16 protein-coding genes are annotated in these 13,607 nt (G+C 76.1%); 10 read left to right on the forward strand and 6 right to left on the reverse strand.

Features of this window, described 5'->3' with window-relative positions; all coding sequences use genetic code 11:
- Window position 1: 1 nt before the first annotated feature.
- Complete coding sequence (locus Q0858_RS11940; RefSeq protein WP_299054482.1) at window positions 2-610, forward strand: TetR/AcrR family transcriptional regulator; 609 nt, start codon at window positions 2-4, stop codon at window positions 608-610.
- A gap of 21 nt (window positions 611-631) precedes the next feature.
- Here Q0858_RS11940 and Q0858_RS11945 read toward each other — a convergent pair whose 3' ends face one another.
- The gene (locus Q0858_RS11945) at window positions 632-973 is read right to left on the reverse strand and encodes a hypothetical protein (protein WP_299054484.1); all 342 of its coding nucleotides are present in this window, start codon (window positions 971-973) and stop codon (window positions 632-634) included.
- A gap of 61 nt (window positions 974-1,034) precedes the next feature.
- Here Q0858_RS11945 and Q0858_RS11950 point away from each other — a divergent pair, with 61 nt between their 5' ends.
- From Q0858_RS11950 to Q0858_RS11960, 3 genes are read left to right on the forward strand one after another with little or no spacing between them, the layout of a single operon-like run.
- Complete coding sequence (locus tag Q0858_RS11950; protein WP_299054486.1) at window positions 1,035-1,301, forward strand: DUF4229 domain-containing protein; 267 nt, start codon at window positions 1,035-1,037, stop codon at window positions 1,299-1,301.
- A 5-nt stretch (window positions 1,302-1,306) separates the two neighbouring features.
- Complete coding sequence (locus Q0858_RS11955) at window positions 1,307-2,410, forward strand: PLP-dependent cysteine synthase family protein (protein ID WP_299054487.1); 1,104 nt, start codon at window positions 1,307-1,309, stop codon at window positions 2,408-2,410.
- 11 nt (window positions 2,411-2,421) lie between these two features.
- Window positions 2,422-2,994 carry a putative glycolipid-binding domain-containing protein gene (locus Q0858_RS11960; RefSeq protein WP_299054489.1) on the forward strand — a complete coding sequence of 191 codons (573 nt, stop codon included), beginning with the start codon at window positions 2,422-2,424 and terminating at the stop codon, window positions 2,992-2,994.
- A 22-nt stretch (window positions 2,995-3,016) separates the two neighbouring features.
- Here Q0858_RS11960 and Q0858_RS11965 read toward each other — a convergent pair whose 3' ends face one another.
- Complete coding sequence (locus Q0858_RS11965; RefSeq protein ID WP_275694169.1) at window positions 3,017-3,148, reverse strand: hypothetical protein; 132 nt, start codon at window positions 3,146-3,148, stop codon at window positions 3,017-3,019.
- Window positions 3,149-3,157: 9 nt separating this feature from the next.
- The gene (locus tag Q0858_RS11970) at window positions 3,158-4,045 is read right to left on the reverse strand and encodes a 1,4-dihydroxy-2-naphthoate polyprenyltransferase (RefSeq protein ID WP_299054496.1); all 888 of its coding nucleotides are present in this window, start codon (window positions 4,043-4,045) and stop codon (window positions 3,158-3,160) included.
- A gap of 40 nt (window positions 4,046-4,085) precedes the next feature.
- Between Q0858_RS11970 and Q0858_RS11975 the strand changes: the two genes are divergently transcribed.
- The 3 genes from Q0858_RS11975 to menD are packed head-to-tail and all read left to right on the forward strand — an operon-like array spanning window position 4,086 to window position 7,773.
- Window positions 4,086-5,174 (forward strand): AMP-binding protein, encoded by a 1,089-nt coding sequence (locus Q0858_RS11975; RefSeq protein WP_299054499.1) that lies wholly within the window; start codon window positions 4,086-4,088, stop codon window positions 5,172-5,174.
- Window positions 5,171-6,151: an o-succinylbenzoate synthase gene (locus Q0858_RS11980; RefSeq protein WP_299054502.1), complete on the forward strand. Its 981-nt coding sequence runs from the start codon at window positions 5,171-5,173 to the stop codon at window positions 6,149-6,151. Before Q0858_RS11975 ends, Q0858_RS11980 begins: the two co-directional genes overlap by 4 nt.
- Window positions 6,148-7,773: a 2-succinyl-5-enolpyruvyl-6-hydroxy-3-cyclohexene-1-carboxylic-acid synthase gene (gene menD / locus Q0858_RS11985; protein WP_299054505.1), complete on the forward strand. Its 1,626-nt coding sequence runs from the start codon at window positions 6,148-6,150 to the stop codon at window positions 7,771-7,773. The genes Q0858_RS11980 and menD overlap by 4 nt, the downstream gene beginning before the upstream one ends.
- On the opposite strand, the gene Q0858_RS11990 is transcribed toward menD, so the two are convergent.
- Window positions 7,745-8,242: a GNAT family N-acetyltransferase gene (locus Q0858_RS11990; RefSeq protein ID WP_299054508.1), complete on the reverse strand. Its 498-nt coding sequence runs from the start codon at window positions 8,240-8,242 to the stop codon at window positions 7,745-7,747. The genes menD and Q0858_RS11990 overlap by 29 nt on opposite strands.
- A gap of 115 nt (window positions 8,243-8,357) precedes the next feature.
- Here Q0858_RS11990 and Q0858_RS11995 point away from each other — a divergent pair, with 115 nt between their 5' ends.
- Both Q0858_RS11995 and Q0858_RS12000 read left to right on the forward strand, forming a co-directional pair.
- Complete coding sequence (locus Q0858_RS11995; protein ID WP_299054511.1) at window positions 8,358-9,956, forward strand: von Willebrand factor type A domain-containing protein; 1,599 nt, start codon at window positions 8,358-8,360, stop codon at window positions 9,954-9,956.
- Window positions 9,957-9,982: 26 nt separating this feature from the next.
- A complete protein-coding gene (locus tag Q0858_RS12000; protein ID WP_299054512.1) occupies window positions 9,983-10,624 on the forward strand; it encodes an MBL fold metallo-hydrolase in 642 nt (213 codons plus the stop codon).
- A 4-nt stretch (window positions 10,625-10,628) separates the two neighbouring features.
- Here Q0858_RS12000 and Q0858_RS12005 read toward each other — a convergent pair whose 3' ends face one another.
- Together Q0858_RS12005 and Q0858_RS12010 are read right to left on the reverse strand one after the other, a co-directional pair.
- Window positions 10,629-11,495: an NAD(P)H-binding protein gene (locus tag Q0858_RS12005; protein WP_299054514.1), complete on the reverse strand. Its 867-nt coding sequence runs from the start codon at window positions 11,493-11,495 to the stop codon at window positions 10,629-10,631.
- Between the two features lie 38 nt (window positions 11,496-11,533).
- Complete coding sequence (locus Q0858_RS12010; RefSeq protein WP_299054560.1) at window positions 11,534-12,766, reverse strand: isochorismate synthase; 1,233 nt, start codon at window positions 12,764-12,766, stop codon at window positions 11,534-11,536.
- Window positions 12,767-12,906: 140 nt separating this feature from the next.
- Here Q0858_RS12010 and Q0858_RS12015 point away from each other — a divergent pair, with 140 nt between their 5' ends.
- The gene (locus tag Q0858_RS12015) at window positions 12,907-13,530 is read left to right on the forward strand and encodes a hypothetical protein (protein ID WP_299054516.1); all 624 of its coding nucleotides are present in this window, start codon (window positions 12,907-12,909) and stop codon (window positions 13,528-13,530) included.
- The last annotated feature ends 77 nt before the right edge of the window (window positions 13,531-13,607 follow it).

The raw sequence follows: 13,607 nt of genomic DNA on the forward strand, positions 1-13,607 counted from the left end.
GGTGTCACCAGCGAGACGAGGTCAGGACACCCGTGACCGGGTCGTCGGGGCCGCGGCGTCCCTCTACCGGCGCCAGGGGTGCGCGGGCACGGGCCTGGCCCAGATCGCCCAGGAGTCCGGCACCCGGGTGGGGTCGATCTACCACTTCTTCGGCGGCGGCAAGGACGCGCTGACGGAGGAGGTGGTCCGCACCAGCGGTGCGGCGTACGGCGCTCTGGTGGCGGGGATCCTGGCGGAGGGGCCGGAGGACCCGGTCGAGGCCCTGGGGGCCGCGTTCGGCCGGGCGGCCGACGACCTCGCGGCGTCGGGCTACGCCGACGCCTGCCCGATCGCGACGATCGCGCTCGAGGTGGCGAGCACCCACGAGCCCCTACGCCGAGCGACGGCGGAGGTGTTCGGGGAGTGGCTCGTGGGGCTCACGGCGTTCTGCCGCGGGGTGGTCGACGACGAGGCCGTCGCCCGTGACCTGGCGACGGCGGTGCTGACGATGCTCGAGGGGGCCTTCGTGCTCAGCCGGGCGGCGCGGGACACGACGGCCCTCCACGCCGCGGGCCGCGGCGTCGTCGTCCTGGCCTCAGCCCTGCGGGACACGCACGCGGCGCAGGACTGAGAGGGACCGGCGGACGGGCGCTCAGGCCTCGCCGGTACGGCGGTCGGAGGTGTCGTCGTCCTGGCGCCGCTCCGGCTCGGGCTCGGCCGGGGGCTCGACGGGGGACTCGTCCGCGGGCGGCGCCGGGGGCGTCGTCTCCGGCGGGGGAGGAGCAGCGTCGCTCGGCTTGCGCTGGTGCCGCTTCTCGCGGTCGAGCTTCCACAGGAAGTCGGGGTCGTCGTCCGGGCCCAGGGGGCGCCTCGGCGGCGGGGGTGCGACGGTGCCGCCCCCTCCGGAGCCACCCGCGGCGCGGCGCTGGCTCGCCCGCACGAGCAGGTAGACCGCGAGGCCGACCAGTGCGACCACGAGCAGGAACTTCAGCACAGCACCAGCGTAGGCACAGGGTGGTCACGCCGAGGGCGGAACCCGACCGTAGGCTCGGAGCATGAAGGAGTTCGCCGTCTACACCGGGCTGCGGATCGGGCTGTTCGCGGCGTCGTACGGCGTCGTGGGCGGCATCTGGCTGATCTTCACGCGCGACCGGCTGCCGCTGATCCTGCCGATCCTGGCCGCGCTGATCATCTCGGGGATCGCGTCGTACTTCCTGCTGGACCGCCAGCGCGACGCCCTCGCGCTCCGGATCCAGGGCGGGGCCGAGAAGGCCGGCGCCAAGCTGGAGGAGCGACGCGGCCGCGAGGACGGCGGGGTCTGACCGGAGTGAGCGGCACGGGACGCGGCCGGCACGCGGGCGACCGCGCCTGGGTCCACGAGGCGGTCCGGCGGGTCGAGGCCGACGCGAACCGCTCGGCCGACACGCACCTGCACGTCCTGTCGCTGCCCGAACCGGTCCGGGCCGCGGGCATCGACCTGTACCTGAAGGACGAGTCGGTCCACCCCACCGGCTCCCTCAAGCACCGCCTCGCCCGGTCGCTGGTGCTGCACGCGCTGGTGAACGGCTGGGTGGGGCCGACCACCACGCTGGTCGAGGCGTCCTCGGGGTCGACCGCGGTCTCCGAGGCCTACTTCGCCCGGCTGCTCGGCCTGGACTTCGTCGCCGTCATGCCGGCCTCCACCTCGGCCGAGAAGATCGCCCTGATCGAGTTCGAGGGCGGACGCTGCCACCTCGTCGACGACCCCGGCGCCATCTACGAGGTGTCCCGGCGCCTCGCCGCGGAGTGCGACGGCCACTTCCTCGACCAGTTCACCTACGCCGAGCGCGCCACCGACTGGCGGGGCAACAACAACATCGCCGAGTCGATCTTCGACCAGCTCGCGCTGGAGCGGCACCCCGTCCCCTCCTGGGTCGTCGTCGGCGCGGGCACCGGCGGCACCTCGGCCACGATCGGGCGCTACGTCCGCTACCGCCGCCACGACACCCGCGTGTGCGTCGCCGACCCGGAGGGCTCCGCCTTCCACGCGGGCTGGCACGACGACGACCCGACGGCGACCGGCGTCGGGTCCCGCATCGAGGGCATCGGACGCCCCCGCGTCGAGCCGTCCTTCGTGCCCGGCGTCGTCGACGACGTGGTCCGGGTCCCCGACGCCGCGTCGATCGCCGCCGCCCGCTGGTGCACCGCAGTGCTCGGCCGGTCCGCGGGCGGCTCCACCGGCACGTCGCTGTGGGCCGCGCTCGGCCTCGTCGAGGAGATGCGCCGCGCCGGCGAGCAGGGGTCCGTGGTCACGCTGCTGTGCGACGGCGGAGAGCGGTACGCCGGGACCTACTACGACGACGTCTGGGTCGCGGGCCAGGGCCTGGACGTCGCGCCGTACGCGGCGACCCTGGAGCGGTTCTCCGCGACGGGGGAGTGGCGGATGCCCTAGCGTCGGGCCCCATGCGGTACGACGCGCTCCCGGCCTCGGCGGCGTGGCGGCACCAGGGTGCCCGCGACGGCCACGAGGTGCTGGTCACCGACCGGTCGGTGCGCGGACCGCGGCTGCGGGGCGTGACGACCGCCGTCGAGGACGGCGTGGGCTGGTCGGTGAGCTACGAGCTCGACGTCGCGGACGACTGGTCCGTGCGTCGGGCCGAGGTGCGGAGCCTGACCGCCGACGGCGAGGCCCGCCTGGTCCTGGAGCGCGACGCGGGCGGATGGTCGGTGGACGGGGCCCGGCGGCCCGACCTCGACGGCCTCGTCGACGTCGACCTGGAGTCGTCGGCGGTGACCAACACGCTGCCGGTCCACCGGCTCGAGCCGGGCGGGGGCACGCCGACGCCGGCCGCCGCGCTCTTCGTGCGCGCGACGACCCTGGCGGTGGAGGTGCTCGAGCAGACCTACACCGCGCTCGACGACACCGGGCTCGCGTTCGCCTACGCCGCCACGCGCTTCGACGTCGCGTGCAGGCTCACCTACGACCGGCACGGGCTGGTCGTCGACTACCCGGGCCTGGCGACCCGGGTGCGGTGACGCCGGGCCGGCGGGAGGGACCTCAGCGGCGCTTGCGGCGCTCGAGCTGGCCGCGGATGCGGCTCTCGGGCTGCCCCAGGACCTTCGAGAGCAGCTGCACGCGGAACACGTAGGCGGCGACGAGCGCGGCGACGATGAGCAGGACCCAGAGCATGCTGTGAGTCTACGTCGCCCCGGCCAGCAGGAGGCCGACGAAGAGCCCCAGCCCGAGCAGCAGCTCGGAGACACCGGTCCGGGCGAGCACCGCGATCAGCGCGCGACCCGTGGCGCCCTCGAGGACCGTGCGGACGGCGGGGGCGGCGGGCAGCACGAACAGCGAGCCCAGCAGCGCGTACGGCGACGTCGTCACCGCCAGCACCGCGACGGACACGGCGGCGAGGGCGACCAGGCCGGCGTACAGGCGACGGGTGCCGGGGTCGCCGAGCCGGACGGCGAGGGTGCGCTTGCCCGCCACGGTGTCGGTGGGGATGTCGCGCAGGTTGTTCGCGACGAGGATCGCGCAGGCCAGCGCGCCGATGCCGACGGCGGCGACGACGCTCGCGGCCAGGGCCGCGCTGTCGGTGGTCTGGACGAAGGTCGTGCCGACCACCGCCACCAGGCCGAAGAAGACGAACACCATGACCTCGCCCAGACCGGCGTACCCGTACGGCCGCGACCCGCCGGTGTAGTACCAGGCGGCGAGCACGGAGACGGCGCCCACGGCCACCAGCCACCACGCCGTGGTCGCGGCGAGCACCAGCCCGGCGACGGCCGCGACCCCGAAGGCGAGGAACGCCGCCCGCTTGACCGCGCCGGGCGCGGCCAGCCGCGAGCCGGTCAGACGGACCGGGCCGACCCGGTCGTCGTCCGTGCCGCGGATGCCGTCGGAGTAGTCGTTGGCGTAGTTGACGCCCACCTGGAGCGCCACCGAGACGACGAGGGCGAGCAGCGCCTTCCACCACACGGCGCCGTCCGTCCAGGCCGCGACGCCGGTCCCGGCGAGGACGGGCGCGAACGCCGCCGGCAGGGTGCGCGGCCGCGCACCCTGGACCCACTGAGCCGCAGTCGCCATGCGCAGATCCTCCCAGGACGGGACCTGGGAGGATGTCCCGGTGCACTCCCTGCGCCCGGTCTCGGGTCCGACCGCCGAGGTCGTCGAGGCCCTCGAGGCGTGGTTGGGCAGGACCGACGAGCCGGAGCCGCTGGTCGTCGAGACCTCCGGGTCGACGGGGCGGCCCAAGCGGGTCGTGCTGTCGCGCCGTGCGCTGGTCGCGTCCGCCGGGGCGACCGCCCGGCGGCTCGGCGCGGAGCGACGCTGGCTGCTCGCGCTCCCCGTCTCCTACGTCGCCGGGCTGCAGGTCGTCGTCCGCTCGCTGCTCGCGGGGCACCGGCCGGTGCTGGGCGAGGACCACGAGACCTTCGACGAGGCCGTCGACGCCCTCGGTGACGACGGGCTGTGCTCGCTGGTGCCGACCCAGCTCGCGCACCTCCTGGACGACGAGGAGGACCTCGCGGCGCTCGCCCGGTTCCACACCGTCCTGCTCGGTGGCGGCCCGGTCGACCCGGCGCTGCGGGCCCGGGCGGAGGCGAGCGGCGTCCGCGTCGTCGCGACGTACGGCGCCTCGGAGACCGCCGGCGGCTGCGTGTACGACGGCCGCCCGCTCGACGGCGTCCGGGTGCGGATCGATGACGGTCCCGGCGGACGGGGCCGGATCCTGCTGGGCGGGCCCACGCTGGCCGACGGGTACCTCGACGACGTGACGCTGACCGCGGAGACCTTCGACGACGGCTGGTACCGGACCTCAGACGCCGGTCGCTGGCTGGACGACGGGCGGCTGGACGTCATCGGCCGCCTCGACGACGTCGTCGTCTCCGGAGGGGTCAACGTGCCCGGCCCGGCCGTGGCCGCACGGCTCCGGCAGCACCCCGGGGTGCGTGAGGCGGAGGTCGTCGGGGTCGACGACCCCGAGTGGGGCCGCCGCGTGGTCGCGCTGGTCGTCCCCGCCACGAGGCCCCCGCTGAAGCCGCCCGCCCTCGAGCAGCTGCGCGACTTCGTCGGTGCGACCCTGCCGCGGGCGTGGGCGCCGCGCGAGGTCCGCCACGTGGACGCGCTGCCGCTCCTCGACAACGGCAAGGTCGACCGCCTCGCCCTCGCCGCGCTCGCCGGGTCGGGCGCCGAGGGCGAGGAGGGGGAGGCGTGAGGACGACCCTGCACCCCTGGCGGCTGCCCATGCGGCTCCGCTTCCGCGGCCTGACGGTCCGTGAGGGGCTGCTGCTGCGCGTCGACGGCCCCGACGGGGAGACCGGGTGGGGCGAGTGGTCGCCGTTCGCGGAGTACGGCGCCGAGGAGGCCGCCGCCTGGCTGCGGTGCGCCCGCGAGGCCGCCGCCGGGGACTGGCCGGACCCGGTGCGTCACAGCGTCCCGGTCAACGCCACCGTCCCCGCGATCGAGGCCGACCGCGCCCGGGCGCTGGTCGCCGCCTCCGGCTGCACCACCGCGAAGGTCAAGGTCGCCGAGCCCGGCCAGGACCTCGACGCCGACGCCGACCGGGTCGCCGCCGTCCGCGACGCCCTCGGTCCGGCGGGCCACGTGCGCATCGACGCCAACGGCGCCTGGGACCTCGACACCGCCGTCGACGCGCTGGCCCGTCTCGACCGCGCCGCCGGCGGACTCGAGTACGCCGAGCAGCCCTGCGCCACCGTGGAGGACCTCGCCGCGCTGCGCCGTCGTACGCACGTGCCGATCGCGGCCGACGAGTCCATCCGGCGCGCCGCCGACCCCTACCGGGTCCGCGACCTCGAGGCCGCGGACGTCGCCGTCCTGAAGGTGCAGCCGCTGGGCGGGGTGCGCGCCTGCCTGCGGATCGCGGAGGACATCGGGCTGCCCGTCGTGGTCTCCAGCGCTGTCGAGTCCTCGATCGGCCTCGCCGCCGGCGTCGCGCTGGCCGCAAGCCTGCCGGACCTGCCCCACGCCTGCGGCCTCGGCACGGCGACCCTGCTGTCCAGGGACCTCGTCGAGCAGCCACTGCTCCCGCGCGACGGGGCACTGCCGGTGCTCCCCGCCGGCCCGGGCCCCGGGTCGGCCGCCCTGGCCGCCGCCGAGGTGACCGCGGAGCGCGACGCCTGGTGGCGCGGTCGCTACGACGACGTCGCGGCGCTGCTGGACGGCCGTCGGTGAGCGCCTCGACCGGTCAGGACGCCACGGAGCTCGCGCGCGACGTCGTGAGCGCGCTGCTGGGCGCCGGCGTCCGCGACCTGGTCCTCGCGCCGGGTTCCCGCAACGCCCCGCTCGCGTTCGCCGCGCACGACGCCGAGACCGCGGGCGCCTTGCGGCTCCACACCCGCATCGACGAGCGCACCGCCGCGTTCCTCGCCCTCGGCCTGACCCGCCACGGGCGCCGCGCCGCCGTGGTCTGCACCTCCGGCACCGCGGCCGCCCACCTGCACCCGGCCGTGCTCGAGGCCTCCCACGCCGGCGTCCCGATGATCGGGATCACCGCCGACCGGCCCGCGGCCGTCCGCGGCACCGGAGCGAACCAGACCACCGACCAGGTCGACCTGTACGGCGACGCCGCCGACGCCCTCGACCTCGCCTCGGCACCGCCGGGGCTGCTCGACCGGCTGCTGGCCGCCGCCCGGGACGGCCGCCCCGTGCACCTCAACGTGCAGCTCGCGCCGCCGCTGGTGCCGGCCCGGAGGTGGGACGACGTCCCCGAGCCGACCGAGCTCCCGGTGCGGACGACGCCGCGCCGCCGCCGGGTGCCCGACGCCGTCCTGCGGCAGGGGCCGCGGACCGTCGTGGTCGCCGGCGACGACGCCGGTCCGCCGGCCCGGCAGCTGGCCGAGCGCGCCGGGTGGCCGCTGCTGGCCGAGCCGAGCTCGGGGTCCCGCACCGGCACCCACGCCCTGCGCTGCTACCGCCTGCTGCTCGGCGCCGGATGGTCGGAGAGGGTGGAGCGCGTCGTCGTCGCCGGCCACCCGACGCTGTCGCGACCCGTGACCGAGCTCCTGACGCGCCCCGACGTCGAGGTCGTGTCGCTGCGCGCCCGCGGTCGGTGGCCCGACCGGCCGTTCCCCGTCGCCGAGGAGCACGACTCCCTCACCGTGGAGGGCCCCGACGACCCCGCCTGGCTCGACGCCTGGTGCGCCGCCGACGCCGCCACGGCCGCGGCGGTCGACGCCGCGGTGGCGCGGGGCCCGCTGACGCCGTACGAGGTCGCCGGCGCCGTCGCCGCAGCGCTCCCGCCCGGCGGGCTGCTCGTGGTCGGGGCCTCGAACCCGATCCGCGACCTCGACGTGATGGCGTCCGGCTGGGGGGTGGGGGAGCGGCGGATGGTCGTGGCCAACCGCGGCCTCGCCGGCATCGACGGCACCGTCTCGACGGCCGTCGGCGCCGCGCTCGGGCGCGCGCACAGCAGCCGCAAGCTGGCCCTGATCGGCGACGTGACGTTCCTCCACGACGCCAACGGCCTCGTCCTCGGACCCGAGGAGCCACGACCCGACCTGACCCTCGTCGTGGTCAACGACGACGGCGGGTCGATCTTCGCGACCCTCGAGCAGGGCGGGCCGGCGTACGCCGCGTCGTTCGAGCGGCTCTTCGCCACCCCGCACGGCGTCGACCTGTCCGCCCTCTGCGCGGCCACCCGCACCCCGCACCGCCGGGTCACGACCCGCGAGGAGCTGACCGCGGCCCTGGCCACGCCCGTGGCCGGGATCGAGGTCGTGGAGGCGGTCGTGCCGCGGGCCGACCGCCGCGAGGTCGACGCCGCTCTCAAGCGCCTCGCGGTCGGACCAGCCTGAGCTCCCACGCCCCGAGCCCGGCGTAGAGCTGGCGCCCGCCGTCCGGCGCGAAGCCGTGCCGGGCGTAGAAGGCGCGGGCCCGGTGGTTGTCCTCGCTGACCCACAGCATGCAGTCGCCGTCCGGCAGCACCGCGTGGAGCAGCCGGTCACCGAGGCCCGTCCCGTGCTGGGTGCGCAGCGTGTAGAGCGCGTACAGCTCCTGCGGCGTCGGGGCGTCGTCCATCCGCGCGGGCCCGGCCACGGCGAAGCCGACGAGGGCGCCGTCGGCGTCCTCGGCCAGCGTGTACGGCGGCCCGTCGGCCAGCGCGGCCTCCCACCGGCGGGTCCAGCCGTCGACGTCGGCCAGCGTCGGCCCGAGGACCGCGGGGTCGGCGAGGTCGCCGTACGTCTCCGCCCAGCAGCGGCGGTGCAGCGCGCCACCGGCCTCCGCGTCGTCGGGCGTGGCCGGTCGCAGTCTCACCTCGGGCATGGCGTCGATCCTGCCCGTGACCCGGTCGTGTCCCGACCGTGACCTCGGGGCGGAACCTCCTCGCCCAGGCACCCGTCCCACCCGCATGACACCCGCTCGCCGACGCACCCGCCCCGTGGTCCTCGCCCTGGCCGGGGCGCTCGCGCTGGGCTCGCTCGCACTGGCCTCTCGCGCGGCCACCCCGGTCACGCAGAGCCAGATCGACCCGCGGTCGTACTACGAGGACTACGAGGTCGGGCAGGGCGAGGACCGCACGTTCGCGTTCTCCGCGCCGGAGATGTCGAGCAGCGACGCCAGCGGGTCGACGACGCGGTCGGGCCCGACGTCGCCCGAGGTCCCGCCGCTCCCGCCGGGGCCGAGGGAGGACAACACCTTCGTCGACGCGGGCACCAGCGGGCCCGTGGACCCGGCGGACGACGCGCTCTCGACCTTCGCGCTGGACGTCGACACCGGCTCGTACGGCGTCGCGCGGACGTGGCTGCGCGACGGGCGACGCCCGCCGCCGGCGTCCGTCCGCGTCGAGGAGTGGGTCAACGCCCAGCAGTACGAGGAGACCGCCGCGGGGAGCGGCCCCGAGGCCGACGACCTCACGGTCTCCGCCGAGTCGGCACCCTCCCCGTCCTGCGCCGGCACCCAGCTGGTGCGGGTGGCGGTCGACGCGCGCGAGATCGCCCCCGAGGAGCGGCCGCGGGTGAACGTCACGCTCGTCGTGGACCGCTCGGGCAGCATGGACATCCGCGCCCGGCTCGGGCTCGTGCGGTCCTCGCTGGCGCTGCTCGCGCAACGCCTCGACCCCGACGACACGGTTGCGGTGGTGGGCTTCGAGGACCGCGCGACCGCGCTGCTCGAGCCGACGCCCGTCAGCGAGACCGGCCGGATCCTCGACACCATCGAGGACCTGCGGCCCGGTGGCAGCACCAACCTCGCCGCCGGCCTGCGCCTCGGCTACCGCCTGGCGCGGGAGAACGTCACGGACGACGCCGTCAACGCGGTCGTCCTCGCCTCCGACGGGGTCGCCAACGTCGGCGCCACCGGACCCGGCTCGATCACCGACCGCATCGCCCGGGAGGGCCGCGAGGGCATCCACCTCGTGACCGTCGGCTACGGGATGGGCAACTACAACGACCACCTGATGGAGCAGCTGGCCGACTCCGGCGACGGCTTCTACTCCTACGTCGACACCTACTCCGAGGCCGAGCGGCTGTTCGGCAGCGACCTCGTCACCACCCTCACCCCGGTCGCCGCGGAGGCCCGCGCGCAGGTCGGCTTCGATCCCGCGGCGGTGTCGTCGTACCGGCTCGTCGGGTACGACAACCGCGCGATCGCCGACGGGGACTTCACGGACCTCGACGTCGACGCGGGCGAGCTCGGGGCCGGCCACCACGCCACCGCGCTCTACGAGGTCGTCCTCGCCGACGGCGTCGGGCCGGGGACGCCGATCGGCACGGCCGACGTGCGGTGGCGCTCGACGGGCTCCGGGCAGGCGGAGGGGTCCACCGCCGCGCTGGTGGCGGCCGAGGACGACACCGAGCCGTCCCGGGACCTGCTGCACGCCGCGACCGCCGCCGACCTCGCCGAGCTGCTGAAGGGGGTGCCCGAGACCGACGGCTGCGAGGTCGACCTCGCGGACCTGCGCGAGCGGGCCGAGGCCGTGGACGCGCCGGAGCTGGCGGCGATGGTCCGCCAGGCCCAGGCGGCCGGAGGGGGCCGGTGAGGCGCTGCCGCTGACAGGATGGCGTGATGCGACTGACCAAGCTCGGACACGCCTGCGTGCGGATCACCCACGACGGCGGCACCGTGGTGATCGACCCGGGGATGTTCACCGACGCGGAGGCGGTCGACGGCGCGGACGTCGTCCTGCTCACCCATGAGCACCCCGACCACTACGACGTCGACCACCTGCGCCGCACCGACGCGCCCGTGCTGACGATCGCGGCCGTCGCGGAGCGGATCCGCGCCGACGCCCCGGACGTCGCCGAACGGGTCCGCGTCGTGGCCCCGGGCGAGTCCTTCGAGGCCGCCGGCATCCCCGTGGTCGCCGTCGGCGAGCTGCACGCGGTGATCCACCCCGAGATGCCGCGGTTCGACAACTCGGGCTACACGCTCGCCGTCGACGACGTCGTCGTCCACCACCCGGGCGACTCCCTCGTGGTGCCGCCGAGCCCGGTCGACGTCCTGCTCGTGCCGTCGTCGGCGCCCTGGCTGAAGGCGAGCGAGGCCGTCGACTACGCGCGCCGGGTCGGGGCGCGGCGCAACGTGGCGATCCACGACCGGATCTACACCGAGGCCGCCCACCAGATGCTCGCCGGCCACATGGGTCGCTTCCTCTCACCCGCCGGTCAGGAGTACCTGCGCCTGGCCGACGGCGAGGACCTCGCCTAGGTTCTCAGGAGCCGAGCGCCTGCTCGATCGTGCGCGGCTCGCGGCCGAGCACCCGTCGTACGTCATCGGTGACCTCGGCGACGGAGCCGTCGGCGATGGCGGTGTAGGTGCTGACCCAGGCGTCGAGCTGCCAGTCAGCGGCGTCGGGGTACGCGGCCGCCCGTGAGGCGTAGGCCTCCTCCAGGGTCTCCTCGACGTAGTGCAGCGGCCGGCCCACGACGGCTGCGGCGCGCTCGACCGCCTCGCCGAGGGTGGGCGCCGACGGGCCCGTCAGCGTGTACGTCGCCCCGTCGTGCCGGTCGTCGCCGCCCGCGACGTCCCGGAGCACCCGCGTCGCGACGTCGCTGCAGTCGCGGCGCCCGACCAGGGCGACCCGTCCGCCCGGGTCGGCGCCGGCGGGGCCACGGACGGCGCCGGTGGCGTCGGCGAACAGCGGGATCACCTCGGCGTAGAAGCTGTCGCGCAGCAGCGTGTGGCCGCAGCCGGAGTCCCGCAGGGCGGCCTCCGCGTCGGCGTGGTCGCGCCCGAGGGTGAAGGTCGCGTCGGCCGCGGCGCCGCTGAAGGAGGTGTAGACGACGTGGCGCACCCCGGCCTCGGCCGCGGCGGCGATCGCCGAGCGGTGGTGGGCGCGACGGTCCGCGGACTCCGACGCCGAGACCAGCAGCAGCACGTCGACGCCGTCGAAGGCGGCCCGGCAGGCCGCGCCGTCGTCGTACGACGCCTCGGCGACGTCGAGCCCGGCCAGCGCGGCCGGCACGCGGGCGGCGGAGCGGACGACGAGGCGCGGTGACAGGTCGGCCAGCGCCGTGGCGACGGCACCGCCGAGGGATCCGGTCGCACCGGTGACGGCCAGGCGTGCGGGGGAGCTCATGGGGCCATCATGACGCCCGCGGCGCGGCGGGGCCGCGGTCAGGACGACAGGGCGTCGCGCACGGGGACGAACTTGGCCTGCGCCTCGGCCAGCTCGGCCTCGGGGTCCGACCCGGCGACGATGCCGCAGCCCGCGAAGAGCCGCACGGTCGACCCCGTCACCTCGGCCGAGCGGAGCGCGAGTCCCCACTCGCCGTCACCCGCGGCGTCGATCCAGCCGACCGGACCGGCGTACCGGCCGCGGTCCATCGACTCCAGCTCCTCGATGACGCCGACGGCGGCCGGCGTGGGGGTGCCGCCCACGGCGGCGGAGGGGTGCAGCGCGGCCGCGAGCCGGAGCGAGGACACCTCGCGGGCGTCGTGGACGTTGCCGGCGACGTCGGTGGCGAGGTGCATGACGTTGGGCAGGTGCAGCACGAAGGGGGAGTCGGGCACGTTGACCGACGAGCAGTGGGGCCGCAGGGCGTCGGCGACCGAGCGGACGGCGTACTCGTGCTCCTCGAGGTCCTTGCTGGACCGGGCGAGCGCGGCCGCGAGGGCGAGGTCGTGGCCGTCGTCGCCGGTGCGGCGGATCGTGCCGGCCAGCACCCGCGAGGTCACGAGCCCGCGGTCGCGGCGGACGAGCATCTCGGGGGTCGCGCCGACGAGGCCGTCGACGTGGAAGGTCCAGCACATCGGGTACGCCGCGGCGAGGCGCTGCAGGATCCAGCGGGCGTCGACCGGCTCGGCCGCCGTGGCGAGCAGGTCGCGGGCGAGCACGACCTTGTCGACCTCGCCGGACTCGATGCGGAGTACGGCGGCGGCGACGGCGGACATCCACGCCTCGCCGTCGAGCGCGCCGTCGGAGAACGTCACCTCGGCGGGCGGCTCCGGGGCCGCGGCCACGCCGAGGCGGGGGTCGGCGATGCTGCTGCGTCCGACCGTGGTCAGCCAGGCGTCGTCGCCACGGCGACCGACGATCACCTCGGGCACGACGAGGGTGGAGGAGCCCGGGTCGTCGGCGAAGGCGAAGCTGCCGAAGGCGACCGGACCGGTGCCCGGGACGCCGACCTCGTCACGCACGACGGCGGCCGCCACGAGGTCGGCCCACCAGGTGTCGGCGTCGTCGAACCGCTCGGCGCCGGCGGTGCTGATCTCGGCCGCCGAGCCCCACCCGACGAGGCCCTCGCCGCGGCGTACCCAGCTCAGCGGGCCGTCGGGGGGCAGCAGGTCGAGGAGCGAGCCGGCGGCAGGATCGAGGAGGGAGGGGTCGAGGCGGACGGTCCGGCACACGAGGGGGCCTGCTGTCACCCCGAGCCCGATGCCGCGGTCCGGGTCTGCGCCCTGCGCGGTGGTCACTACTCGAGAGTATCCGGCGCTCCAGCACGGGTACCGGGCCCCCGGCCGGGGGCCCGGTGGGTAGCCTCGCAGGCGTGAAGACGCCTCGTGACCGCACCGTCGCCGTACTCGGAGCCGTCGTCGGACTGCTCGCCCTCGGCCTGGTGGTCGTGTTCGCCGTCGTCCTGCCGAAGGTCTCGTCCGAACCCGCCGAGGAGGGTGCCAGCCTCGGCGAGATCGAGCTCCCCGACGAGCTGACCGGCGGCTACACCGCCCTCGACACCGTCGAGTCCGAGCAGATCCCCGCCGAGCAGATCCAGGCGCTCGTGGCCAGCCAGGAGTACGCCGACGAGGTCCTCGCCGACCTCGTCGACGCGGGAGGCGCCAGCCGGCAGTACCTGAACTCCGAGGAGACCGCCGCCCCCACCATCCAGGTGTACGGCGCCGAGGCCGGCCCGCTCGTGCCCGAGCAGATCGTCGACCCCGAGGCGTTCGGCCTCCGGGAGGCGCCCTTCCAGGTCGTCGAGGGCGACGACGTGAGCTGCATCGTCGAGCGCTCCGAGGTCGACCCCGCCACGCAGCAGCCGCTCCCCGAGCCGCAGGTCGTCTCCGTCGACTGCCAGCGCACCGCCCCCGGCCTCACCGTCCGCCTCATCGCCGGCACCAACCTCGGCGAGTCCGCCGCGCTCGTCAACGAGGTCTTCGAGCTCAACGTTTGAGTCGAGTCGGCACGTCTGCGCAGCCTGAGGGCGTCGAGTCGGCACGTCTGCGCAGCCTGAGGGCGTCGAGTCGGCAC

The organism is uncultured Nocardioides sp. (genome assembly GCF_947489365.1).
In the GTDB taxonomy this organism is placed as follows: Bacteria; Actinomycetota; Actinomycetes; order Propionibacteriales; family Nocardioidaceae; genus Nocardioides.